At 63.1% G+C, this 23,912-nt stretch carries 21 protein-coding genes and 1 pseudogene; 8 read left to right on the forward strand and 14 right to left on the reverse strand.

Going from position 1 to position 23,912, the window contains the following annotated elements; genetic code table 11:
• Positions 1 to 24: 24 nt before the first annotated feature.
• Positions 25 to 1,422 (reverse strand): cation:dicarboxylase symporter family transporter, encoded by a 1,398-nt coding sequence (locus E5720_RS06385; protein ID WP_136169949.1) that lies wholly within the window; start codon positions 1,420 to 1,422, stop codon positions 25 to 27.
• 149 nt (positions 1,423 to 1,571) lie between these two features.
• Between E5720_RS06385 and E5720_RS06390 the strand changes: the two genes are divergently transcribed.
• The gene (locus E5720_RS06390; protein ID WP_136169950.1) at positions 1,572 to 3,125 is read left to right on the forward strand and encodes an ATP-binding protein; all 1,554 of its coding nucleotides are present in this window, start codon (positions 1,572 to 1,574) and stop codon (positions 3,123 to 3,125) included.
• Positions 3,122 to 3,802 carry a response regulator gene (locus tag E5720_RS06395; RefSeq protein ID WP_136169951.1) on the forward strand — a complete coding sequence of 227 codons (681 nt, stop codon included), beginning with the start codon at positions 3,122 to 3,124 and terminating at the stop codon, positions 3,800 to 3,802. Before E5720_RS06390 ends, E5720_RS06395 begins: the two co-directional genes overlap by 4 nt.
• Here the strand turns inward: E5720_RS06395 and E5720_RS06400 are convergent.
• Positions 3,787 to 5,934, reverse strand: coding sequence for a S9 family peptidase (locus E5720_RS06400; RefSeq protein WP_136169952.1), 2,148 nt, complete (start codon positions 5,932 to 5,934; stop codon positions 3,787 to 3,789). The genes E5720_RS06395 and E5720_RS06400 overlap by 16 nt on opposite strands.
• Positions 5,931 to 6,815, reverse strand: a complete 885-nt coding sequence (locus E5720_RS06405) for a phosphoribosylaminoimidazolesuccinocarboxamide synthase (RefSeq protein WP_136169953.1) — start codon at positions 6,813 to 6,815, stop codon at positions 5,931 to 5,933. The genes E5720_RS06400 and E5720_RS06405 overlap by 4 nt, the downstream gene beginning before the upstream one ends.
• A gap of 62 nt (positions 6,816 to 6,877) precedes the next feature.
• Between E5720_RS06405 and E5720_RS06410 the strand changes: the two genes are divergently transcribed.
• On the forward strand, positions 6,878 to 8,287 hold the full coding sequence (locus E5720_RS06410; protein WP_136169954.1) for an MDR family MFS transporter: 1,410 nt from the start codon (positions 6,878 to 6,880) through the stop codon (positions 8,285 to 8,287).
• Here the strand turns inward: E5720_RS06410 and E5720_RS06415 are convergent.
• The 4 genes from E5720_RS06415 to E5720_RS06430 all read right to left on the reverse strand — a co-directional run bounded on the left by E5720_RS06415 (position 8,280) and on the right by E5720_RS06430 (position 12,998).
• Positions 8,280 to 9,035: an ABC transporter permease gene (locus E5720_RS06415; protein ID WP_136169955.1), complete on the reverse strand. Its 756-nt coding sequence runs from the start codon at positions 9,033 to 9,035 to the stop codon at positions 8,280 to 8,282. The two genes, E5720_RS06410 and E5720_RS06415, sit on opposite strands and share 8 nt — an antisense overlap.
• A gap of 39 nt (positions 9,036 to 9,074) precedes the next feature.
• Positions 9,075 to 9,968: a siderophore-interacting protein gene (locus E5720_RS06420; RefSeq protein WP_136169956.1), complete on the reverse strand. Its 894-nt coding sequence runs from the start codon at positions 9,966 to 9,968 to the stop codon at positions 9,075 to 9,077.
• Positions 9,969 to 10,003: 35 nt separating this feature from the next.
• Positions 10,004 to 11,854, reverse strand: a complete 1,851-nt coding sequence (locus tag E5720_RS06425) for a siderophore-interacting protein (protein ID WP_136169957.1) — start codon at positions 11,852 to 11,854, stop codon at positions 10,004 to 10,006.
• A gap of 142 nt (positions 11,855 to 11,996) precedes the next feature.
• The gene (locus tag E5720_RS06430) at positions 11,997 to 12,998 is read right to left on the reverse strand and encodes an ABC transporter substrate-binding protein (RefSeq protein ID WP_247596188.1); all 1,002 of its coding nucleotides are present in this window, start codon (positions 12,996 to 12,998) and stop codon (positions 11,997 to 11,999) included.
• A gap of 262 nt (positions 12,999 to 13,260) precedes the next feature.
• Here E5720_RS06430 and E5720_RS06435 point away from each other — a divergent pair.
• Positions 13,261 to 13,353, forward strand: a pseudogene (locus tag E5720_RS06435) (2,3-dihydro-2,3-dihydroxybenzoate dehydrogenase); the annotation flags it as partial.
• A gap of 10 nt (positions 13,354 to 13,363) precedes the next feature.
• Here the strand turns inward: E5720_RS06435 and E5720_RS06440 are convergent.
• From E5720_RS06440 to E5720_RS06455, 4 genes are read right to left on the reverse strand one after another with little or no spacing between them, the layout of a single operon-like run.
• Positions 13,364 to 14,167 (reverse strand): ABC transporter ATP-binding protein, encoded by an 804-nt coding sequence (locus tag E5720_RS06440; protein ID WP_136169959.1) that lies wholly within the window; start codon positions 14,165 to 14,167, stop codon positions 13,364 to 13,366.
• Positions 14,164 to 15,180, reverse strand: a complete 1,017-nt coding sequence (locus tag E5720_RS06445; protein WP_136172486.1) for an iron chelate uptake ABC transporter family permease subunit — start codon at positions 15,178 to 15,180, stop codon at positions 14,164 to 14,166. The genes E5720_RS06440 and E5720_RS06445 overlap by 4 nt, the downstream gene beginning before the upstream one ends.
• A 41-nt stretch (positions 15,181 to 15,221) precedes the next feature.
• A complete protein-coding gene (locus E5720_RS06450) occupies positions 15,222 to 16,283 on the reverse strand; it encodes an iron chelate uptake ABC transporter family permease subunit (protein ID WP_136169960.1) in 1,062 nt (353 codons plus the stop codon).
• A gap of 7 nt (positions 16,284 to 16,290) precedes the next feature.
• Positions 16,291 to 16,710 carry an HIT domain-containing protein gene (locus tag E5720_RS06455; protein ID WP_084347045.1) on the reverse strand — a complete coding sequence of 140 codons (420 nt, stop codon included), beginning with the start codon at positions 16,708 to 16,710 and terminating at the stop codon, positions 16,291 to 16,293.
• Between the two features lie 52 nt (positions 16,711 to 16,762).
• On the opposite strand from E5720_RS06455, the gene E5720_RS06460 reads away from it, so the two are divergent.
• Complete coding sequence (locus E5720_RS06460; protein ID WP_136169961.1) at positions 16,763 to 17,566, forward strand: HAD-IIA family hydrolase; 804 nt, start codon at positions 16,763 to 16,765, stop codon at positions 17,564 to 17,566.
• Here E5720_RS06460 and purB read toward each other — a convergent pair.
• Complete coding sequence (purB, locus tag E5720_RS06465) at positions 17,552 to 18,979, reverse strand: adenylosuccinate lyase (protein ID WP_136169962.1); 1,428 nt, start codon at positions 18,977 to 18,979, stop codon at positions 17,552 to 17,554. The genes E5720_RS06460 and purB overlap by 15 nt on opposite strands.
• Before the next feature lie 246 nt (positions 18,980 to 19,225).
• Complete coding sequence (locus E5720_RS06475; protein WP_136169963.1) at positions 19,226 to 19,861, reverse strand: TetR family transcriptional regulator; 636 nt, start codon at positions 19,859 to 19,861, stop codon at positions 19,226 to 19,228.
• Between the two features lie 77 nt (positions 19,862 to 19,938).
• On the opposite strand from E5720_RS06475, the gene E5720_RS06480 reads away from it, so the two are divergent.
• Positions 19,939 to 20,958 (forward strand): GntG family PLP-dependent aldolase, encoded by a 1,020-nt coding sequence (locus E5720_RS06480; RefSeq protein ID WP_136169964.1) that lies wholly within the window; start codon positions 19,939 to 19,941, stop codon positions 20,956 to 20,958.
• On the opposite strand, the gene E5720_RS06485 is transcribed toward E5720_RS06480, so the two are convergent.
• Entirely contained in the window at positions 20,938 to 22,059 is a 1,122-nt protein-coding gene (locus tag E5720_RS06485; protein WP_210730027.1) for a pyridoxal phosphate-dependent aminotransferase, read from the reverse strand. The two genes, E5720_RS06480 and E5720_RS06485, sit on opposite strands and share 21 nt — an antisense overlap.
• Before the next feature lie 94 nt (positions 22,060 to 22,153).
• Here E5720_RS06485 and thiM point away from each other — a divergent pair, with 94 nt between their 5' ends.
• Positions 22,154 to 22,984, forward strand: a complete 831-nt coding sequence (thiM, locus tag E5720_RS06490; protein WP_136169966.1) for a hydroxyethylthiazole kinase — start codon at positions 22,154 to 22,156, stop codon at positions 22,982 to 22,984.
• An 82-nt stretch (positions 22,985 to 23,066) separates the two neighbouring features.
• On the forward strand, positions 23,067 to 23,903 hold the full coding sequence (locus E5720_RS06495; protein WP_136169967.1) for a DUF559 domain-containing protein: 837 nt from the start codon (positions 23,067 to 23,069) through the stop codon (positions 23,901 to 23,903).
• Positions 23,904 to 23,912 lie beyond the last annotated feature (9 nt).

Below are 23,912 nucleotides of genomic sequence, written 5' to 3' on the forward strand. Positions count from 1 at the left end.
GGGGTGCGCGGCGCCCGGCAGGTATCAGACCCTGGCCGAGGCCTTCTCGAGTTCGACGCGCTCTACGCGCTTGTCGTCCTCCGGAAGGTGATCGTCGACCATGGTGGTCTCGTCGAACGGCAAGTTGCCGTCGAGAACTGTTTTGACGCGGGATGCATCGATCGTCTTGGTCCACGTGCCGACCAGCAGGGTGGCGACGGCGTTGCCGGAGAAGTTGGTCACAGCACGAGCTTCGGACATGAAGCGGTCGATTCCGACGATGAGGCCGATTCCGTCGAGCAACTCGGGGCGGTGGCTCTGTAGGCCGCCGGCGAGCGTGGCCAGACCGGCACCGGAGACGCCTGCGGCGCCCTTGCTGGCGATGATCATGAAGAGCAGCAACGAGAACTGCTCGGGGATCGACAGCGGCAGGTTCATGGCGTCGGCGATGAAGATCGACGCCATCGTCAGGTAGATGGCGGTTCCGTCCAGGTTGAACGAATATCCGGTCGGGACAACGATTCCGACGGTGGTGCGCTCGACACCGACATGCTCCATCTTGGCGATCAGCCGCGGCAGCGCCGACTCGGAGGAGCTGGTCGCGACGATCAGCAGGTATTCGCGGGCCAGGTATTTGACCAGCTTGAAGATCGAGAAGCCTGCGACGAAGCGAAGAATCAGGCCGAGGAAGCCGAAGACGAAGATGGCGCAGGTGATGTAGAACGCCAACATCAGGGTGCCGAGCTGGATGACGGCATCGAATCCGGTTGCGCCGACGACGCCTGCGATGGCTCCGAAGGCACCGATCGGGGCGAGCCAGAGGATCATCGTGAGGATACGGAAGACGAGTTTCTGCACTGCACCGATGCCCTTGAGGATGCCTTCGCCCTGCTTGCCCATCGCTTGCAGCGCGAAGCCGACGAGGATTGCTACGAACAGAGTTTGCAGCACCGAGCCTTCGGTCAGCGAGGACAGGAGCGTCTCCGGAATGATGCCGGCGATGAAGTCCATCGTGCCGCCCGCGCCCTCCGCGGTGGCCGCGTACTTGTCACCTGCGCCACTGGCCGGGATGTTGAGGCCGCTGCCTGGCTGGATGAGGTTGCCGACGACCATGCCGATACCAAGGGCGATGGTCGACATAGTGAGGAAGTAGGCAAGCGCCAGTCCGCCGACCTTGCCGACGCTGGCTGCGGCTCGCACCGATCCGATGCCGAGGACGATGGTGCAGAAGATGACCGGGCTGATCATCATCTTGATCAAACTGACGAACAATGTGCCGAGTACCGCCAGGTCGACGCCGACTTCCTTCCACAGCAGACCGACAATGACGCCGGCGACTACTGCGATGATCACGGCGATGTACAGCCAGTGGGTCTTGTCCCGCTTCGCCTTGGGTTTGGGCGGCGGAGTCTGGCTTGTGTCAGCATCGATGCTGGTAGTCATTGGTACGTCCTCTGCGGCTATATCTGCGACTTGTGCTGCGTGAGGTGGATCACGCCGCGCTAGGGAACGATGCTGGTGCAGATCGAGGCCACAGTCACCAATACGTTCATTCTGTTCATGGTTCTACTATTTCTTCGAGGTGACATGACATGGCCAAGCGTCCGACGAGCGTGGCAGGGCAGGTATTGCTCTTGCAGCTGGCGGTCATCGCTGTCGTCGTCGCTGCAGGCGGCATCCTCACCGTTCTGAACGAACGCTCCAACAGTGACGAAGCGACATCCCGGGTAGTCGTCGCGGTAGCCGCCAGCATCGCCAATGAACCGTCGACGCCGTTGGCTGTTGCCTCCGAGAATCCGACGGCTCGGCTACAACCCGAAACCGAACGCATCCGCAAGATCACCGGCGTCGACTTCATCGTCGTCATGGCCCCGGACCGCACCAGATTCACGCACACGACCGTCGACCTGATCGGTAAACCGTTCAGCGGCAACATCGATGACGCTCTGCGCGGTGAGACCATCACCGAGACGTACGTCGGGTCGCTCGGTCCATCGATCCGTTCGGTCACCCCGGTCATCGACACCTCGGGAAATATCGTCGGCCTCGTATCGGCAGGCGTCACCCGCGCGAAGATCAGCGAACAGTTCGTTCGTGGTCTACCCATGATCTTCGCCGTCGTACTTGCGGGATTCGCTGCCGCTGCAGCAGGATCCGTGCTTCTCGGTCGACGCCTCCGACGGCAGACCCTGGGAATGGCGCCTGCGCAGTTGCGCACCATGTACGGCCATCACGATGCCGTGCTGCATTCGATCGGGGAAGGACTGGTGGTGTTCGGCGAGGGTGAAAGTGCCGAACTCGTCAACGACGAAGCGCGTCGACTTCTCGACCTCGCGGATGGGCCGGTGACGCGGGCCTCGCTGCCGGAGTCGATGCAGTCGATGGACACCGGCATCGTCCGCGGCGAACTTCATCTCACCGATTCCAGGGTCCTGTTCGTCAACCAGGATCCGGTGATGTGGGAGGGCACTCGGCTCGGCCAGGTCCTCAGCATCCGTGACCGCACCGAACTGCAGAACATCATGGGCGAACTCGATTCGGTCCGCAGCTTCGCCGAGTCACTCCGGTCGCAGGCCCATGAATCGGCGAACCGTCTGCACACGGTCATCACCATGGTCGAACTCGGCCGCTCCGAAGAAGCTGTCGAGTTCGCAACTGCAGACCTGGAGTTGTCACAGCATCTGATCGACCGATTGATGGCATCGGTCCAGGAACCCGCACTGGCGGCACTGCTGCTCGGCAAGATGAGTCAGGCCGGCGAACAAGGCGTGGAACTGACCGTCACCGAGGACACTGCGCTCGGACTCGTGGGCGTGCTGACTCCGCGCGAATTGGTCACCGTGGTGGGAAATCTGATAGACAATGCGATCGATGCCTCGAAAGAATCCGAACAACCGTGGGTCGAAGTGACGGTCCGTGACTCCGGTGAGGTCCTCATCGTTCGCGTGGCCGACAGCGGCCCAGGAATGTCACCGGAAACGCTGCGTACGGCAATGACTCGCGGCTATTCGACGAAGGCCGATTCCCGTGGACTCGGACTCGCGTTGGTCACCCAGATCGTCAAGCGCCACCGCGGGGAGTTGACCACCGCACTCACCTACGGTTCAGTACTTCTCGCTCGCATCCCGTCCGGAGTCCGGTCGTGATCAGGGTCCTGGTCGTGGACGACGAACCGCTGATCGCCGAGGCGCACCGAAGCTACGTCGACCGAGTGCCCGGCTTCACCGTCGCCGCCGTCGCGCACAGCGGACACGGGGCGATGCGCGCGGCAAGCCGAGCCGAGGAACCCATAGATCTCGTCCTTCTCGATATCGGCCTGCCCGACGCCAACGGCATCGACGTGGCGGCTGCTCTGGGCGGTCTGCGTCCGAGCCCGGACGTCATCGCCATCACGTCCGAGCGTGACCTCTCGGTCGTGCGGTCCGCGGTCGCCCATGGTGTCGTTCTGTATCTCCTCAAGCCGTTCACGTTCGCGGCGTTCCGCGACAAGCTCGAGCGGTATCGCGAATTTCACGACGCGCTGCCTGCGGGTAAGAGTGCGGCCAGTCAACGCGACATCGACCGCGCGATGTCCCATCTGCGCATCGCCGACGAGCGCGCCTCCACACCCAAAGGCATTGCGCCACAGACGATGGACGGCATCACCGCCATCGTCCGACGGGCGCCCGCCGGCCTCAACGCCTCCGAGGTCGCCCAGGCGGGCGGGGTGTCGCGAGTAACGGCCTGGAGGTACCTCGAGCGCCTCGCCGACGACGGACTGGTCACCCGCATCACCGAATACGGCAAAGCGGGTCGACCGCAGGTCCGTTACCTCTGGCGGTAGTCGAGCGAACCGCCTGTCTTGTCCACGATCCAGGCGTACTCGAAGGCTGCTTCCTTCCACTTCTCGTATCGTCCACTGACGCCACCGTGGCCCGCACTCATTTCGGTCTTGAGCAGCAGGTCGGAGTCGCCGGTCTTCGTAGCGCGCAGCGCAGCAACCCATTTCGCCGGCTCGACGTACAGCACGCGGGTGTCGTTGATCGAGGTGATCGCCAGGATGCTCGGGTAGTCCTTCGCCTCTACGTTCTCGTAGGGGCTGTAGGACTTCATGTACTCGTACACCTCCATGTCGGCCAACGGATTACCCCATTCGTCCCATTCGATGACGGTCAGTGGCAGCGATGGGTCGAGGATGGAGGTCAAGGGATCGACGAAGGGCACATTGGCGAGAATCCCGTTGAACAGTTCGGGTGCGAGGTTCGCGACCGCGCCCATCAGCAGGCCACCCGCGCTTCCGCCGTCGGCGACGAGATGATCGGGCGAGGTACGCCCACTGTCGATCAGATACTGTGCGGCAGAGACGAAGTCGGTGAACGTGTTCTTCTTCGTCAGGGTCTTGCCGTTGTCGTACCACGCTCTACCCATTTCGCCGCCGCCGCGAACATGCGCGACGACGAACACGATGCCCCGATCCAGCAGCGAGAGTCGGGCGACCGAGAAGGACGGATCCATGCTCGCCTCGTACGAACCGTAGCCGTACAGCAGCGTCGGAGCGGCCCCATCCGGCGCATCCTTGCGTAGGACGACCGACAACGGAACTCGAGTTCCGTCCGCGGCAGTGGCCCACTCACGATGCTGCACATAGTCGTTCGCGTCGAAGTCACCCAATACCGGCTGCGACCTACGCAGCAGCATCTCACCCGTCGCGAGGTCGTAGTCGTAGACCTTGGCGGGGGTGATGAACGAGGTGTACACCAGACGCAGCAGAGGCTGACTCCACTCCGGGTTGGAACCCGCTCCGACGGAGTAGAGCTCCTCGTCGAACGTCATCTCCGTGTACTCGCCGTAACCGTTCTCGTCGAGCGGCCAGATCGCCAGCCGCGTCAGAGCCTCGCGTCGATAATTGAGTACGAGGTGGTCGGCGAACGCATCGACGTCCTCGAGTCGAACGTCGGTGCGATGTGGAACGAGGATCCGCTGGTCCTCGGGATTGTCGACGGGGGCCTCGGCGAGCAGAAAGTTCTCGGCCTTCTCCCCTTCGGTGCCCCAGCCGTTCACCGATCCGTTGTGCTGGATGAGGAATCGATCCTCACCCTTCACGACAGCGTGTTCGACGCTGTATTCGACACCGTCGACGCGCGGCAGAACGACGCGGAATTCGCCTTCCGGATCGGCGGATTCGAGGACGAGGCATTCGGTGGTGATCTTCGACCCCACCCAGATCATCAGGTATTTTTCGCTGCGAGTGGATCCGAAGCCGACCCAGTAGCTTTCGTCGGGCTCGTGGAAGACCTTCTGGTCTTGCTCGGTAGGGGTACCGAGAGTGTGACGCCACACGGTGTCCGGCCGCCAGGATTCATCGACGGTTTGATAGAAGACGTGGCGGTGATCGATAGCCCACGTTGCACCCGTGGAGACGTTTTCGATCGTGTCTGCGAGCAGTTCTCCGGTCGAGAGGTCCTTGAAGCGCAGCGTGTATCGCTCGTCGCCTTCGGTGTCGGTCGAGTAGGCCAGCAGGTTCCCGTCCTGGCTGATCGAGAAGGCGCCGAGCGAGAAGAAGTCGTGTCCTTCTGCTTCGAGATTGGAGTCGAGGAGGATCTGCTCGCCGGCGATCTCGGTGTCCGCCGACAGTGTCGGCGGGGTCCAGTTGTCGGGTGAGTCGACTGGGCAACGGCATTGGAGCCCGTACGACTTCCCTTCGAGGGTGCGCGAGTAGTACCACCAGTTGCCCATCCGCGTCGGGACCGACAGATCGGTTTCCTGCGTGCGCGATTTGATCTCGTCGAATATCTGCCCCCGCAGCTCGGCCAGCCCGGCGGTCTCCTGCTCGGTGTACGCGTTCTCGGCTTCGAGGTAGGCGATCACCTCGGCGTCGTCCTTGTCGCGCAACCATTCGTAATTGTCCACGAAGGTATCGCCATGATGGGTTCGTTTCAGCGGAACCTTCTTGGCGATCGGCGGTGTGAGTGTCATGGCTTGACCCAATCTTCGAAGTTCAGACCCGAAATGCGTTCGTAGGCCTCGATGTAACGTGCGCGCGTCGCTGCGACGACTTCGTCTGGAAGTGGCGGCGGTGGGGTCTGCCCATAGCGGTCCCAACCGGATTCACCGGTGAGCCAGTCGCGGACGTACTGCTTGTCGAAACTCGGCTGCACCCGACCTTCGGCGTAGCCGTCGGCGGGCCAGTAGCGCGAGGAGTCGGGGGTGAGAACCTCGTCTGCGAGTACGAGATTGCCGTCACGGTCGAGACCGAACTCGAACTTGGTGTCGGCCAAAATGATTCCACGATCGAGCGCGAAATTCGCGGCACTGATGTAGATCTCGAGGGTTTCCGAGCGAAGCTTGAAGGCAAGCGCTTCCCCGACCTGATCGACGACGGTCTGGAAGTCCACGTTCTCGTCGTGCTCCCCCATCGCTGCCTTGGCGGCCGGGGTGAAGATGGGCTCGTCCAGCTTGGAGGATTCGAGAAGGCCCTGCGGCAGTTCGACTCCGCATACCGCGCCGGTGCTGCGGTAGTCCGACAATCCGGAACCCGTCAGATAGCCACGGACGACGCACTCGATCGGGACCATCTGCAGCTTCTTCACCACCAGAGCCCGTCCGAGGAGTTCCTGCGGAATCCTCTCGTCGAGCGGGTCGCCGGCGAGATGATTCACTCCGCCGAGCTGGTCGAAGAAGAACACGCTCATCGCCGTCAGGACCCTGCCCTTGTCGGGGATCGGGGTATCGAGGACGTGGTCGTAGGCGGAGATGCGGTCGCTCGCGACAAGAAGCAGGTGATCTTCGTCGACGATATAGAGATCGCGAACCTTGCCGCCGGCCAGATGCTGATAGCTATGAAGAGTTGGGCGCACGTAATCACCCTATCTGGGCCTGATGACACGCTCTCCCGGCGACGGGAGAACAATGAACTGTAATGGCAACGAACAACGAAGTCGCCGACGTCGGCTTCCGGTCCGAACGTGGGCCCGTACTCATCGCGTTGATGCTCAGCACCTCGCTGGTTGCGTTGGACTCCACGATCATCGCCACCGCAGTCCTGACCATCGTCGGCGACCTCGGCGGCTTCGGTCAGTTCCCGTGGTTGTTCTCGATCTACCTGCTTGCCCAGGCCGTGTCGGTGCCGCTGTACGGCAAGTTGTCCGACCTGTTCGGACGCAAGAAGATCATGCTGTTCGGCATCGGCGTCTTCCTGCTCGGTTCGATTCTGTGCGGACTGGCGTGGAGCATGCCGGCGCTGATCGCTTTTCGAGCGGTCCAGGGTCTCGGCGCGGGCGCCGTGCAACCGATGTCGATCACGATTGCCGGTGACATCTACACGTTGGCCGAACGCGCAAAAGCACAGGGATATCTCGCAAGCGTCTGGGCCATGTCGGCGGTGCTGGGTCCGGCCCTCGGCGGCATCTTCTCCGAATACCTGTCGTGGCGTTGGATCTTCTTCGTCAACATCCCGTTGTGTCTGCTCGCGGCGTGGATGCTGATCACCAAGTTCCACGAGGGTGCCGTAGAACGGACGACGCCGAAGATCGACTACCTAGGAGCGGGGCTGCTCACCACGGGTGCAGCACTGATGCTGCTGGGTCTGCTCGAAGGCGGACAGTCGTGGTCATGGGCGTCGCCGATCAGTCTCTCGATCTTTTCCGCATGTGTCCTCGCACTCACGTTGTTCGCGTGGGTGCAGACGCGAGTGCCCGAGCCGATTCTGCCGTTGTGGGTCTTCACCCGGCGAGTCCTTCTCGTCAGTAGCGTCATCTCGTTGCTCGTCGGAGCGCTGGTTCTGGGCCTGACCTCGTATGTACCGACCTTCGTCCAAGGGGTGCTCGGGACCGGCGCGATCGTGGCGGGGTTCGCACTCGCGACGCTCACCCTTGGATGGCCGATCGCTGCCTCGCAATCGGGCAGGCTCTATCTGCGGTTCGGCTTCCGCACGACCGCGTTGACCGGCGCGTCCATCGCCCTCGTCGGTGCGGTGGCGTCGACGTTCATCGGTTCCGGTAGCGCCATCTGGCAGATCGCCGTCGTATGTTTCGTCATCGGTCTCGGTATGGGGTTGATCGCAAGTCCCACCCTCATCGCCGCGCAATCGAGCGTCGAATGGTCCGAACGTGGCGTCGTCACCGCCACCAACATGTTTGCGCGATCGATCGGAAGTGCCGTTGGCGTCGCAATCTTCGGAGCCATCGTCAACTCTCGGATCTCCGGCCCCGGCGAACCCGATCCACAACAGCTGTCCGACGCCATCCACGTGGTCTTTCTCGGGGTGGCGGCGGCTGCCGTACTGATGGCTGTTGCTGCGTTGTTCATGCCGAAGAAGGTGACTACTTGACTCGCGGGGAGCGCTGTACGTAACCGCGCGCCACGAATTCGACGGTAAACGACGCCGCCAGGCTCTGCGCCAAGAGTATGCCGACCAGAACGAGAATCTGAACCGCTCCGGCCTGGATGGCAGACCCACTGGCCAATAGCACTCCCACGAATGCGCCCGGCAGCGTAACGAGGCCGACTGTCCTCGTTTGATCCAGTCCGGGTAGAAGCGCATCAGCGGCCGTCGGTCGAATTACTTCCAACCGTGAATCTCGTTCACTGAGCCCAAGGCTCAGGGCCGCCTCGACTTCACCACGCCGCTGAGAGAGAGCGTCGAGAGACCTGCGCGCGGAAAGAGATGTCGCGATCATCGTGCCGCCGAGAATGATTCCGCCCACCGGCACTATTGCAATCCCTTGTGCTGGAACAACCCCGGTCATCAGACACAGCGGAACCACGACGCCGATCCCGGCGGCGAGTGGTATCGCGAGCCACGATCCGGAGAGGCCCGACTCCGATCGCCGAGCCGAGGTGAATGCGGCCGCGACGAACATTGCCAGCAGGACGAGGAGCGATGACCACAGGTACTCGAGAGCGGCCGTGAGTACGAGCGACACAGCCGCCAGCTGCGCGACGCCGCGCAGAGCGGCTGCAGGGACGGTGAAAGATGGTCCGATACCTGAAACCCGATAGACGATGGCCGCCAGCAGCGCCATGACGACGCATAACACCGCCAACGGGATACCGGGTTCTGCCAGAGAAGTACTCACGCAGTGAGTATCTCTCGGACGCAGATGCGACGCAGTCGCCTACAGCCCGACGCGCTCGAGCATGGCGTCGAATTCCTCGCTCGCCTCTTGTTCGGTGCGCCCGGCCTCGATGACGCTGTTGTAGAGCGCCAGTGCCTCGCCCTGGTATTTCTTGTACTTCTCGAGCCACTGTTCGGATCGCGCGCGCCAGTATCCGATGATGTGGAAGTGCGCGATGTCGAAACCTCGGTCCTTGCGGAAGTACTTGCGTACTACCCGCGAAGATGCGGCCTCACCTGCGAACCACACGTATCCGACGCCTTCGGGTAGTTCGTAGTTGCGTACGGCTTCGTCGAGAACGCTTGCGCAGTCACCGTTTCCGGAACCGATGCGCCAGTCGTAGGTGACGGATGCTGCGGTGTCGAAGCTTTGGATGTCGCCCCGCTCGAGGACCTCTACGACTGCGTGAGCTCGGGCACCGGCCGGAAGTTCCTCGATGATGCGTCCGAGCGCGGGGAGTCCGGTCATGTCGGCGACGAGGAGTTGCCATTGGACGTCGGCCGGAACGCGGTACCAGGATCGCGGACGCGCCAGCAGCACCCGTTGGCCGACGCTTGCCTGCAGCGCCCAGGTGGCTGCGACTCCCCCGTCGTGTGCGAAAAAGTCGATGATCAGCTCGCCTGCGGCACTGTTCAACCGCCGGACCGTGTAGTTACGACCGTCGGGGACGTCTTCGATTCCGTGGTACCACCAGACTCCGTCGACCGCGGTCATCGGCGGTGGGGCGGTTTCACCGTCGCGCGGGAAGTAGACGGCGACGCATTCGTCCGGTGCACCGATGCCCTCGTACCGGGCCAGGTGCTCACCGCCGAACGTCACCCGAACCATGTGCGTGGTGAGCTGTTCGACGCCTACTACGTCTGCATAGTAGAAGCCGAGTTCGCCTTCACTCATTTCTTCGCCCCCGTCACGATGACCATTGACGTAGGCTAGCCTACCCTGCCACTTTCGTACAGGGGTGCCGCGAACTCCAACACCGTCGACCCCCACCCCAGTGACCCCACCCGTGCGACTCCACCGCCGGATTCGGCTACCAACGCGCACACCTCCGCTTCGGTACGACGCCCGGCGCCGTAGAGACACAGCCGCAGCAGGTCCTCCTCGGTATCGTGATCGTCCGTCGTCGACGGATCGAGTAGGTCGGTGATCAGCACGACTCGCCTGGCGGATGCCCCGAGAGTGCGCAACAGCAACAGAGCGTCGGAGTCCGGATGCGTGTCGAGCACGTCGACAGCGATCACCAAGTCGACGGGTGCTACCAAAGCTGCGAATTCGCTGGCGTCGACGCGGGTGATTGCGTCCCGACGCGTCTCCGCGACGTCACCGAGGTTCCTGGCGTTCAAGGCCGGAAGCCCGACGAGAGATATCGACATTTCCGGACGTACGCGTGCCAGCGTATCGGCGTACACCCCGGCACCTTCGCCGTAGATCGCGACGGACGTTACCTCTTCCAGGTCCACCGCATCCGGCAATGCCGGGGCACGGTATACCGCTCCGAACGCGGACTCTTCGTGGAAGTCTTCGATAAAACTCGGATCGGTTTTCTTGTCGAGGAAGCTGTGCGCGGCTGCGGGCAACCCCGTCCGAACCGATTCGAGCAATCCGAGGAACGCCAGATCCAGACGAGTGTGGATCTTGTCGAAGTGCAATGCCTGACTGGCGAAAGTGTCCTGATCGGCCAGGATGGATCCCATCTCGGTCAGGGTGAAGCGGCCGTCGTCGTGGCTCATGAGATCCATCAGCACGAGGTGTCGCAGCAGCTTCGCCGTCGCACCCGGATGCGTCGCGCATTCCGCTGCAATTGCGTCCGCGGACTCTTTGCCGCCGTCGACGGCGGCAAAGATACCCACTGTCACCGCGGTACGAATAGCGAAAGGTGGCAGTAGTTCCGACATTTCGTGGAGTCGTTCGTCGGGACTCGGCTCACCTGCGGGATCGAGAACCGATTGGCCCGCAACTATCGTGCTCGTCTCACGAAAACGCCAGTATCCGGCGATCTCGACGAACTGCTTCGGGATCTGCTTGTCCTGCTTGGCCCATCGGCGCAAAGGCTTGATGGTCGACGCCTCACCGGCGACCCAGAGATACGGCTGGCCTGGACGCCACTGCGCGGCCTGCACAGTGTCCACCATCCGCGACTGGCCGTCGTTCTCCGAGCGGTACAGCCAGGTGATGTCCACCGAAGCCGCGGAGAACAGTTCCTGGCGGTGCGAGGGCTCGGCCACCTCGATCACCACGGTCGCCGGCAGATCTGCGGGCAGCTTTTCGAGGCAATGCGCGATGGCGGGCAGCGCGGTCTCGTCTCCGGCGATCAGCATCCAATCCACCTCACGCGGCAGCGACGAAGAATGTTTCGGCCCGGCGATGAGGATCTTCTCCCCCGCCTGCACTCCGAATGCCCAGCCAGCTGCCAGCCCACCATCGTGCATCGCGAAGTCCAGTGCCATCTCACGGGTTTCCTCGTCGAAGCGGCGCACGGTGTACGTCCGGCTGTACTGGAACGAGCCCGCCGGCCAGTCGACCGTCCCGTTGTCGGAGTTGACCGGAACCGTGAACGGCAGGGTGCCGGTCGCTGGGTCGACGGGCAGAATCTTGACGTCGTCGTCGAAGCCCCTGGTACGTACTGGCGGAAGCTCGACGCCGTCGCGAACGTGGCGATCCATCGAGGGACCCCCGACGATCACTCGACGCATTCCTGGGGTGATGTCCTCCACCCGTAGAACGTCCAGTTCTCGTATGCAAATCGGAAAAACCTCGACCTCGCGAACAGTCGCCACCATCGAAAATGCCTCTCTCTCAGAAGTGTTCAGCACTCGCAGACCGGCCGATCCAGGGCGGTGGCGATATCGCCGATGACGGTCTCACGGGTGAGCACAGTGTTTTCCCTCGTTGTTCGGCGAACAGGTTTCGGGCCGAATCGTCCTATTCGGTGAACATCTCCTGGACCTGGTCCAGAGTTGCCATCACGCCGTCGTAGTCAGGACGGTAGCTGGTAGCAGGCAGTTCGTAGACCTTGTTGCCGGCGAATGCAGGCAGGCCGACGTACAGCGGATCCTGTTGGAGCTCTGCGAGAGTGCGTCCGGCGACCGGGACGACGAACATGGCCGGGGCACTGCCTACCGGCGCCAACAGTTCGTTGCTGATGATGAACGAGTCACCCGAGCCGTACAGTTCGGGGTTGTTCGCCTTGGTGATGACGTCGTCCGGCTCGAAACCGACGGCCGAGAGCAGTGTGGGCAAGGTGGCGCTCTGTGGGATGAACGCGGGCTCGTTGGTACTCAGCGACAAGAAGTACGACACGGGCGTCGCTGGAATGGTGATCGCGTCCTTCACCTCGGCGACCTTGTCTTCGTAGGCCTGCAGCAGACCGTCGACCTTCTCGCTCTCACCGGCGGCCTCGGCGACCGCGGTCAGCTGTTCTTGCCACGTTGCCAACGAGGACGAAATCAAGACCGTCGGTGCGATATTGCTGAGCTGATCGTACGACTCGTTCGCCTGAACAGCCGAGATTCCCTGGCCGCCACCGATGATGAGGTCGGGTTCGGCTGCGGCGAGTGCCTCGATGTTCAACGTTTCACCAGCAGGCAGTTCTTGCGTACCCTGCTTGTCTGCCTTTTCCGCCCACTGCGGTGGGAAGCCGCCGTCGAGGTTCGTCACTCCGAGCAGCCTGGTGTCGGTGATCGCGATGGGGGCATCGAGTGTGAACAGGTAGCCGGCTAGGCCTGCCGACAGCACGGCGATCTTTTGTGGCTCGGCAGGCACCGTGATGTCGCCCTTGTCGGTGGAGACCACTCGCGTCTCGGTACCCGAGGCGTCCTCGCTCGAGTGCTCGGAGCTGCACGAAGCCAGCCCTAGCGCTACGAATGCCACCGATGCGGTGGCAAATATGCGAAGACCATGCCGTCGAAACTGTGAATCAGACACTGAGGTAGACCCTTTCGAGATCGTCGATCGTAACCGGCACGCGGTGTTCGCGGCCGGGCCGGACATCTTCACTCATCCCGCAGAAGCTTCGACACCAGCCGTCAGGAAATAAACTTAGCCTAACCTACACACAAATGGGGTTACGGGCTTCCCTAGCCAATGCCGCGAGTCGACGGATCGAAGCGTCACGGAAGGGCCGTGCATGGATATCTCGTACCACTATCGACACGGGGTCTCGTGTCCGCACGACGACGGTGCAGCAGCCGACGCTGTCGAATTCCTACTGTCGGATCGAGCCCGTCACATCACCATGCAATCGCTCTACGTCGACGGCGGTGCCACGCTGCGAGCATGACCGGCATCCATCACGAGGGTCGTGGGCGCGCGAGCGGAATGACCAACGGCGTGAGCGACTCCGGATCCTCGATGATGCGACACGGCAATCCGAATACCGCCTCCACCAGTTCCGCGGTGATGACCTCCGCAGGATTACCGCGAGTGACAACCGCGCCGTCCTTCATCGCGATGATGTGATCTGCATAGCGGCAGGCGTGATTGAGATCGTGCAGCACCGCGACCATCGTGGTGCCCTGATCTCGATTGAGTTGCGCGCACAGATCGAGAACGTCGATCTGGTGCGCGATATCGAGGAAAGTGGTTGGTTCGTCGAGCAACATCAACGGGGTTTGCTGGGCGAGAACCATTGCCACCCATACTCGCTGACGCTGACCTCCGGACAACTCGTCGACCAACCGGCCGGAGAGGTCGCTCACGCCGGTCGCGTTCATCGCGAACACGACAGCAGCCTCGTCGTCTCGCGACCATTGCCTGATCAGCTTCTGATGCGGATAACGGCCGCGTGCAACGAGATCCGCCACCGAGATGCCATCCGGCGCGATGGAAGTCTGCGGCAGCAGCCCGAGGCGTCGGGCAACTTCCTTGGCCGGATACGTCGAGATCGCCTTGCCGTCCAGAAGTACTGTCCCGACCGTCGGTTTCAACAACCGCGACAGTGCACGCAGTAGGGTCGATTTGCCACTCGCGTTGGGACCGACGATGACGGTGAACTTACCGTCCGGAATCTCGACGGTCAGCCCCTCACTGACGATGCGCTTGTCGTATCCGATCGTGACGTCGTCCGCATGCAAGCGCGGCTTCTTTCCGGTCACTGTTTTCTACCTTCCCGAGCCAACAACCACACGAAATATGCCCCACCGATGGACACCGTCACGACACCGACCGGCAACTGCGTCGGCGCGAATATGCGCTGCGCGGCAAAGTCACTGACGAGCAGCAGCAATGCACCCATCACCGCCGACGGAATCAGCGCGACACCCGCAGTCTTGGTCAACCGTCGTGCCAGCTGCGGCGCAGCGAGCGAGATGAACGAGATCGGACCGGCTACGGCCGTGACGAGCGCAGTCAGCGCCACTCCGAGAACGATAAGTATCAGCCGCGTCGGCTCCGCCCGGATACCGAGCGCTTTCGCGGCGTCGTCGCCCAGCTCGAGCATCCGTAGGCGCCCCGCGAAGACAGCGAGCAGCGGCGTCAGAACGATCAACACGATCACCACCGGAAGTACCTGCCCCCAGCTGAGGCCGTTGAGAGTCCCCGCGCCCCACACAGCGGCGGCCAGCGCATCGGAGAGATCGGCTTTGACGATCAACCAGGTGTTGACCGACGCCAGGATCGCGCTGATCGCAATCCCGACGATGATCAGCCGAAATCCTTGTACTCCACGTTTGAAAGCGAGGACGTACACCACTGCAGCGGTCGAGATCCCACCGACGAAGGCGCCCACGCCGGTGGGATAGTAGCCGCCTCCCAGCGCGAGGATGACGATCAGCGCACCGGTGTACGAGCCGGTATCGAAGCCGATGATGTCAGGGCTTCCCAACGGATTTCGCGTCAGCGATTGAAAAATCGCACCCGACACACCCAGAGCGCCACCGAGAAGCAAGGCCAGGGCAACTCTCGGGAATCGCCACTGCATGACGATCAGTTCGGTGAACCGCCCGGCATCGGAAAACACCGCAGCCAATACTTCGCCCGGCGGGATGTAGTAGTCACCGGTGCCGAGCGCGAGGACCGCGACGGCGAGCGATACGAGCGCCAGAATGCTGCAGACCACCACGGTGCGGATGTCTACCCGCCCGCTGAACTTGTCACCGGCAAAACGCATTATGCGGACTCTGCGACCGAAATCGACCTCGGTCTCGGTCGTCACAGCCCACTGACTTTCTTGCGGCGCACGAGAAAGATCAGTACCGGCGCTCCGACGAACGCGGTGACGATCCCGACCTGCAGTTCGCCAGGCCTGATGACCAGACGCCCGACGATGTCGGAGAGCAGCAGCAGACACGGCGCCGCGCCAACGGTGTACAGCAGGATCCACCGCTGATCGGGTCCGACGAACCACCGCACCATATGCGGAATCATCAAGCCGACGAAGCCGATCGGACCTGCGGCCGCCGTCGCAGCACCGGCCAGAAGAGTGACTGCAACGACACCGATCACCCGGGTGCTGTTCACTTTCGCACCCAGCGAAAGCGCGAGGTCGTCTCCCAGAGCAAGGGCATTGAGGGGTCGCGCGATGACGAGTGCGAGCACCGAACCGACGATGACGAACGGCAAGATCGCCAACGAAATGTCCAGTCCACGGCCAGCCAGCGAACCAACACCCCACAAGCGCATCTTGTCGAACGCATCAGGATCGAGCAACAGCATGCCGGAGGTGATGCCCCCGAGCACCGCGGACAGCGCAATTCCGGACAGCGTGAGCCGGATCGGCGTCGCGCCTGCTCGTGACATGGACCCGAGTGCATACACCGCCACCGTCGCGAGGATGGCGCCGAGAAACGCGAACCAGATGTAGGACCAGATGCCGGTGAATCCGAGCATGCCGACAGCGAGCGCGACGAAGAAGGCCGCGCCGGCGTTGACTCCGAGGATGCCGGGGTCCGCCAACGGGTTACGCGTCATAGCCTGAATGAGCGCGCCGCTGACACCGAGAGCGACGCCGACGATCAACCCCAGCACGGTCCGCGGTACGCGGATCTCGCGGATGATGACGTGATTGCTCGACTCGTCGAAATGGAACAGTGCATCCCAGACCTCGCTCGGCGGAATGTACTTGGTGCCGACCGCGATACTGAGCAAACAGATCGCGGCAAGAACGCCGAGCAGAACGAGTAGGCCGAGAGCGCGGCGCGAGTTCGTCTCGGCGAGCCCACCGGACTGTTCGAGCCTGTCGGCCTGATCGGTCTTCTTCGTTGCCGCAGGCATGGATCAGTTACCCCAAAGCGTTCGCGATATGTGCAGCCTGGGTGTCGAGCTCGGCGCGTTCGGGGGAAGTCGGTCGGGCACGAAGACCGAATCCGTCACCCGAGGTACGCGGAATGACATGAAGATGGACATGGAAGATTTCCTGGCCGGCGATTTCCCCATCCGCAAGGAACAGGTTCACCCCCGCGCACCGGGGGTCGCTCGCCCGTAGCGCCGCCGCGATCTTCTGCCCGACGACGAACAGATGACCGCCGGTGTCCGGCTCCAACTCCGCCAACGAGCGAGCCTGCTTCTTCGGGACCACCAGAACGTGCCCACGCGTGACCGGCCGGATGTCCATGAACGCGATGACCACGTCGTCCTCGTAGACGCGAGACGATTCCGCGTTCCCTGCAATGATTTCGGCAAAGATCGTATAGGGGTTCACAAAGAGACAGTCTAGAACTGCACCAGAACGGTGCTGCGACTAAAGTCTGACCATGAGTATCCTGGGCGGCGTTCTGTTCGACATCGACGGGGTACTCGTCACCTCGTGGAAGCCGATCCCGGGTGCCCACGAGACCCTCGACTATCTCGACCGCAAGGACATCGCCCGCGCCTTCCTGACGAACACCACCTCGAAAACTCGCGCACAGATCGCGGAGTCGTTGGCGGGAGTCGGCCTGCCGGTCCATGCGGACGACATCGTCACGGCCGCTAGCCTCACCGCCGACCACCTGCGCGAAACCTACCCGGGCGCTTCCGTCGTGATCGTCAACAGCGGCGACATCTCGGGCGACATGCCTGGAATCGAGTTCGTCGACGAGTCGTCGACACTCGTTCCCGACGTCGTCGTCGTCGGCGGAGCCGGTCCCGAGTTCACCCATGAGCGCCTGAGCCGGGTCTACGACTGGCTGTGCCGCGGCATCCCCGTCGTCGCAATGCACCGAAGTCTCATGTGGACCACCGGATCCGGACTCCGCATCGACACCGGAATGTATCTCGCCGGCATGGAAAAGGCATCCGGCCACAGTGCACAGGCCATCGGAAAGCCTGCGCCACTTGGCTTTCAGACCGCTGCAGAAAGAATGGGCGTCGACCCGGTCGACGTCGTCATGGTCGGTGACGACATCGACAACGACGTACTCGCAGCCCAGGTGGTCGGCATGACCGGTGTCCTGGTCCGCACCGGAAAGTTCTGCCAGGACACCCTCGACCGCCGAGCCAAGAACGAATTCGGCATGCAGCCGAATCACATCATCGGTTCGGTGGCCGATCTGCCGGAGCTACTAGAGAATCGGTGACGGAGAGTACTTCGCAGCTTCCGGGAACTGCGCGATCAGCGTCTCGACGTCCGAGACGACGGCCGCGACCTGCGATTCCGCCGAGCCGATGAACGCCGACTTGTCGGCAAGTGCGGCGTCGAGTGCAGCACGATCGAGCGGGATGCGGTCGTCGGCGGCGAGGCGATCCAGCAGATCCGGATCCTGCCCCTGCTCCCGCATCGCGAGTGCGACGGCAACAGCGTGTTCCTTGATGGCCTCATGTGCCGTCTCACGACCGACCCCGGCACGAACGGAAGCCATGAGCACCTTCGTCGTCGCGAGGAACGGGAGGTAGCGCGTGAGTTCCTTGGCGATGACGGCCGGGTACGCACCGAACTCGTCGAGCACCGTCAAGAAGGTCTCGATCATGCCGTCGATCGCGAAGAACGCATCCGGTAGCGCGACGCGGCGGACGACCGAGCAGAAGACGTCGCCCTCGTTCCACTGAGCGCCTGCGAGTTCGGCTGCCATCGATCCGTAACCGCGCAACACCACCTGCAGACCGTTGACTCGCTCACACGAACGCGTGTTCATCTTGTGGGGCATCGCCGAAGATCCGACCTGACCGGGCTGGAAGCCCTCGGTCACCAGCTCGTGGCCTGCCATCAGCCGAACCGTATGCGCAAACGAGGAAGGTGCGGCCCCGATCTGAACGAGCGCGGACACGACGTCGTGGTCGAGCGAGCGAGGGTAGACCTGACCGACGCTGGTGAGCACGTGCCGGAACCCGAGGTGGTCGGCGACGATTCGCTCGAGAGCGGTCAACTTCGAGGCGTCTCCCCCGAACAGGTCGAGCATGTCCTGCGAGGTACCCATCGGGCCCTTGATCCCGCGAAGGGGGTATCGAGCGATCAGCTCCTGCATTCGCGCGAGGCCGATCAACAGTTCGTCCGCCGCCGACGCGAAGCGCTTACCGAGGGTCGTAGCCTGTGCGGCGACGTTGTGACTGCGCCCCGTCATCACGAGGGAGGAGTATTCCGCGGCGCGTTCGGCGAGCCGCGCAGCTACGGCCACGCCGTGACTGTGGACATGTTCCATCGAGCGAAGAATCTGCAACTGCTCGACGTTCTCGGTCAGGTCACGGGAAGTCAAGCCCTTGTGGATGTGCTCGTGGCCCGCGAGTGCGTTGAACTCTTCGATACGGGCCTTGACGTCGTGGCGGGTGACACGCTCACGCGCCGCGATCGACGCGAGGTCGACGGTGCCGATCACGTTCTCGTAGTCGTTGATCGCAGCTGTGGGCACATCGATACCGAGGGTGGCCTGCGCTTTGAGAACGGCCAACCACAGCTGGCGCTCGAGGACGATCTTGTGCTCCGGAGACCACAGGTTCACCAGTTCTTTGCTCGCATAACGGGTGGCCAGGACATTCGGGATAGTCACGAGAGGCAAGTTTACGCAGGAGTGGAGCCTGCGGAACGACCAGGTGGTGCAGGAGTGGAGCCTGCGGAACGACCAGGTGGTGCAGGAGTGGAGCCTGCGGAACGACCAGGTGGTGCAGGAGTGGAGCCTGCGGAACGACCAGGTGGTGCAGGAGTGGAGCCTGCGGAACGACCAGGTGGTGCAGGAGTGGAGCCTGCGGAACGACCAGGTGGTGCAGGAGTGGAGCCTGCGGAACGACCAGAAGAGACGGTGTGTTCATTGTGCAGGGGCCACGACGTCGATGACTCTGAGCAACATGCTCCGTGCCATCGTTCGGGGTTCCGGGTCGACCTCGCCGAGAGCACCGACTACGACGCCGTCGACGACGGCCACGAGCCGTCGTAGTTGCAGTTCGTCTACGGTGCGTCCTGAGCGTCGCAGGACGTCGGTGAGCAGGTCGTCGGTCTGTGCGCGTAGCCGCAGCTGCACTTCCCGCAGTTCGGGATGTCGCGCCGAGGCGATGAATCGTTCGTAGCGGGCGATGAGCCGTTCGCGTCCTTCGATCGAGTCGTCTTCCGGACCGATGAGCAGGTCCACGATCAGTTCGACTGTCGACTCGACGTCTTGATCGAGATTTCCGAGTTCGTCGATCCGTCCCCTCATGACTTCGAGTTCGCGGTTGCCCAGTATTTCCACCGCGCACGCGATGAGGTCGGCGAGCGAGTGGAAGTAGTACGTCGTCGATGCGAGCGGAAGATCGGCGCGGGTTGCGACCGAGCGGTGGCGAACTGCGTCGAATCCGCCCTCGACCAGGAGCTCGGCGGCGGCAGAAGCCAATGCGTGTCGTCGACGCTCCCCTTTCGGGGTTGCGCCCGACACCTTGATTGTTGGCCCTGCAGGTGCTTCTGGCATTTGAAAGCCATCGTGCCAGGCCCACCCTTCTCCGCTGGGGCAAACGGGCCATTCGATCGTGTGGAATCGTGAACTTCATGCAACACAGAACTATCGACCTCCGCTCCGATACGGTGACTCGCCCGGATGCAGCCATGCGGGCTGCGATGGCCGACGCCGAGGTCGGTGACGATGTCCTCGACCACGACCCGACGATGGCGCGACTGGAAGAACGCGTCGCGTCGATGCTCGGATACGAGGCTGCACTGTGGGTCCCGAGCGGTTCGATGGGCAACATCATCGCGCTGATGCTGCACTTGCGACGTGGTGATGCGTTTCTGGCGCCGGAGCATTCTCATGTTCTCGGGTCCGAGTTGGGGACGGCAGCGTGGTTGGCGCAGGGAATGCCGTCGGCGCTGCCACACGATGGCGGGCCCGGTCGTCCTACGCCTGCGACCGTGACGGCGTCGGCAGGCGGACCTGGACCGTACTTCACTCTGAACACCACGCTGTTGTGCCTGGAGAACTCGCATAACTTTGCCGGCGGTGCAGTGTTCGGACCCGAGGAATGGAACGCGCTGCTGGCCGCAGCTCGCAACGCGGGCCTGCTCGTGCACCTCGACGGGGCGCGTGTGTGGAATGCGGCCGTCGCGCAGGGTGTGCAGCCACGCGAACTGACCGTCGGCGCCGATTCTGTCCAGGTATGCCTCAGTAAGGGCCTCGGCGCGCCTGTCGGGTCGATGCTCGTATCCGATTCGGCCCGCATCACCGAGGCTCGACGCGTCCGCAAGATGCTCGGCGGCGGCGTTCGTCAAGGCGGAATACTTGCAGCGGCGGGGCTGGTGGCGCTGGACAACCTCGCCTCGCTTGCCGCCGACCACGACAACGCTCGACTGCTGGCCGAGGGGCTACGCGAGCGGGGCTGGGATGTGATGGAACCGGATACGAACATCGTGCTCGCGACGTCGGCCGACCCCGTCGGAACCGTCTCCGAGCTTGCCGAGAAGGGCATCGGCGCCGTCACTGTTGCGGGCAAAGTCCGATTCGTGACGCATCGCGACGTGTCCGAGGCCGATATTCGCGACGCCCTCTCACGTCTATCGACCCTGCGCGCGTAGGACCGGTGCCAGGCGCACCAATGCCTCCTGCACGTGCTCGGTCGTACCTGCGAACGAGAATCGAACGGTGTGGTGTCCTGCCTCGGTATCGAAGTCGACGCCGGGGGCAAGTGCCACACCCGTCGTCGCGAGCACGTTCTCGCACCATGCCCGTGAGTCCTGGGTCAGGTGCTCGATGTCGGCGTACGCGTAGAACGCCCCGTCCGCAGGGGCGAGATCGGTGATCCCGCCGGCAGCCAAACCGTCGAGCAGGATCCTGCGGTTGACGGCGTAGCGGTGCACGTGAGCGTCGAGTTCGGTGCGTGACTCCTCGGTGAACGCGGCAATGGCCGCTACCTGTGAGATCGCGGGCGGGCAGACGGTCATGTTCGATGCCAGTCGCTCCACCGCCCGGTGCAGGGTCCGCGGCAGTAGCATCCAGCCGAGCCGCCAGCCCGTCATCGAGAAGTATTTGGACACCGAACCGATCACTACCGATTCCTTCGACGTCTCCCACGCGCTCGACGTTCGAGCATCACCGTAGGAGATGCCGTGATAGATCTCGTCGGAGATCAGCAACGTTCCGTGCTGCTCACACCAGCGTGCGATCGCGGCGAGTTCGTCGGCGTCGATGATGGTGCCCGTCGGGTTGGCGGGACTGGCGATGATCAACCCTTTGGGCGGTTCCGGCAGAGCGTCGAGCATGGCGACCGTCGGCTGAAATCTGGACTCGATCCCGCAGTCCAATTCCACGACGCGACATCCGAGCGCAGCGAGAGTATTTCGGTAGGCCGGGTACCCGGGCCGAGCCATGACCACGGTGTCGCCGACGTCGAAGGCCGCCAGAAACAGCAGCGTGAATGCCCCCGAAGAGCCGGTCGTGACCACGACCTCGTCGGCATGGACCGCGATGCCTGCCTCGTGCGCGTGATGCCGGGCGATTGCTTCGCGGAGCGGCAGGATGCCGAGTGTCTCGGTGTACCCCAGTACATGCGCGTCGAGGGCCTCCCGTGCCGCCCGAAGTACCGGAGCAGGCGCCGACGTCGACGGTTGTCCGGCGGCCAGGGAAAGTACGTCGCCGTGCGTGCGCGCTCGTAGGGCGGCGGCTTTGAATACGTCCATCACGTGGAACGGCTCGATCTTGGATCTGTTCGACTCTGTGCGCACACCTCGAGGCTAGCCCGCAGTGAAAAACACCCAGTGAAAGACTGTACGAATGCCGGAATCGACGACCTGCCCTACCGTGACCGACGTAGCGAATGCCCTCGATGCACTCCGCTCGTCGACTCCGCTGGTGCAATCACTGACCAACGTGGTGTCCGCCAACTTCGTCACCAATGTTCTGCTCGCCGCCGGGGCCAGCAACGCGCACATCGACAATGTCCACGAGGCCGCCGGATTCGCCTCGATCGCTTCCGGAGTTCTCGTCAACCTGGGCACCCCCGACGATGGAACCGCTGCCGCCTTCACGCTGGCAGCGGAGGCTGCTCGTGCGGCAGGCACGCCGTGGGTTCTGGATCCGGTGGGCGTCGGCGGACTACCGTGGCGAACCGAACTCGCCGCCGGGCTCTTGACGCTCGAACCCACGGCAATTCGCGGGAACGCCTCGGAGATCATCGCGCTCGCGGGGCTCGGCAACTTCGCGCGCGGAGTCGACAGTGCTTCCGATTCCCAGGCCGCGGTTCCAGCAGCAGTGGCACTGCTCGAGTTCGCGCAGGTGGTGTCGGCGTCCGGTCCGGTCGACTACATCGTCGGACGAAGCGAAGCCGGGCCCGTGGGCGTGAAAGTCGGTGGAGGTAGCCCACTTCTGACCAAGGTCACCGCTACTGGATGTTCGCTCGCGGCGCTCGTGGCCGCGTACCTCAGCGTGTCACCGACACCGCTGATCGGCATCACGTCGGCACACGCACACGTGGCGGTCGCATCGGAACGTGCAGCCGCAAAATCAAGCGGCCCAGGAACTTTCGCCGTCGCATATCTCGATGCGCTGGCTTCGGTGACCCCGGAAGACCTGCGTTCGGCGCTCATCGAACCGTTTACGATCTAGCCCTATCCACAGGCACGGCACTTATCCACAGATCTCGTTTCGAACCCCCGACAGTGTCTGAAACAGTGCACCGTTCTTTGGCATGGGGGTGTACACACGCATGCAGCTCGAAGAATCAGGTATCGGTCGATCCGGTATCACCCGACGGATGCGCAGCGGCAGCCTGATCCGGTTGCTGCCGGGTGTCTATTCGGACCCGGAACCTTCGTACTACGAATTATGTGTGGCGGCGAGGCTGTGGCGCGAAGATGCAGTGTTGAGCCACCTCAGCGCCGCGTGGTTGTGGGATCTACTCGACACCGAGCCCACCGTCGTTCATGTGACCCTGCCCAGGAACTCGCGGACCACGGGGCAGGGTTGGCTGAAAGTACACCGCCGCTCGGTGTCGCCCGAAGAGCACCGAGGATTCCGGGTCGTATCGGCGGTGCAGTGCTTCGTCGATGTGGCCGCCGCGATGCAGGGTCTACCTTTGGAACAGTTCTTCGACCGGTGCATCTCCTCACGGGTGTCGTGGAGAGATGTCGTCGATCACTGTGAGTCCGCCAAGGGAATGGCGGGCATGCGAGAGGTTCGTCGGCAGCTCGAGAAATGTTGTCCGGGAACCTGGTCGGAGCCAGAGCGCCTGGTGGCGCGGGCTGTGTTGGCCCGAGGTATTCGGATGGAGATCAACACGGCGCTCGGCCGCTACATCGTCGACTTGGCCTGTCGGCTGGCGCGGGTGATCGTGGAAATCGACGGGCGCCAGTTCCACATAGATCCGCGCACATTCGACAACGACCGCGTGCGTCAGAACACGATGGTGCTGGACGACTGGTTGGTGCTCAGATTCTCGGCAGCCACGGTGAACCGCGATCTGGACCGAGTTGCCGATCAGATAGCCGCGGTGGTGCGGCGCCGTAGAAAGAGCAGAGGTGCATAGAGCTCCACT

It is taken from the genome of Rhodococcus sp. PAMC28707 (genome assembly GCF_004795915.1).
GTDB lineage: Bacteria > Actinomycetota > Actinomycetes > Mycobacteriales > Mycobacteriaceae > Rhodococcoides.

Bases quoted from the DNA above. Each gene is read 5' to 3' on its own strand.
- E5720_RS06425 (WP_136169957.1), bottom strand. From the start codon at position 11,854: ATGGTGGCGACTGTTCGCGAGGTCGAGGTTTTTCCGATTTGCATACGA.
- E5720_RS06460 (WP_136169961.1), top strand. From the start codon at position 16,763: ATGAGTATCCTGGGCGGCGTTCTGTTCGACATCGACGGGGTACTCGTC.
- E5720_RS06420 (WP_136169956.1), bottom strand. From the start codon at position 9,968: ATGAGTGAAGGCGAACTCGGCTTCTACTATGCAGACGTAGTAGGCGTC.
- E5720_RS06485 (WP_210730027.1), bottom strand. From the start codon at position 22,059: ATGGACGTATTCAAAGCCGCCGCCCTACGAGCGCGCACGCACGGCGAC.
- E5720_RS06400 (WP_136169952.1), bottom strand. From the start codon at position 5,934: ATGACACTCACACCGCCGATCGCCAAGAAGGTTCCGCTGAAACGAACC.
- E5720_RS06480 (WP_136169964.1), top strand. From the start codon at position 19,939: ATGCAACACAGAACTATCGACCTCCGCTCCGATACGGTGACTCGCCCG.
- E5720_RS06410 (WP_136169954.1), top strand. From the start codon at position 6,878: ATGGCAACGAACAACGAAGTCGCCGACGTCGGCTTCCGGTCCGAACGT.
- thiM (WP_136169966.1), top strand. From the start codon at position 22,154: ATGCCGGAATCGACGACCTGCCCTACCGTGACCGACGTAGCGAATGCC.
- E5720_RS06445 (WP_136172486.1), bottom strand. From the start codon at position 15,180: ATGCGTTTTGCCGGTGACAAGTTCAGCGGGCGGGTAGACATCCGCACC.
- E5720_RS06450 (WP_136169960.1), bottom strand. From the start codon at position 16,283: ATGCCTGCGGCAACGAAGAAGACCGATCAGGCCGACAGGCTCGAACAG.
- E5720_RS06390 (WP_136169950.1), top strand. From the start codon at position 1,572: ATGGCCAAGCGTCCGACGAGCGTGGCAGGGCAGGTATTGCTCTTGCAG.
- E5720_RS06475 (WP_136169963.1), bottom strand. From the start codon at position 19,861: ATGCCAGAAGCACCTGCAGGGCCAACAATCAAGGTGTCGGGCGCAACC.
- E5720_RS06385 (WP_136169949.1), bottom strand. From the start codon at position 1,422: ATGACTACCAGCATCGATGCTGACACAAGCCAGACTCCGCCGCCCAAA.
- E5720_RS06495 (WP_136169967.1), top strand. From the start codon at position 23,067: ATGGGGGTGTACACACGCATGCAGCTCGAAGAATCAGGTATCGGTCGA.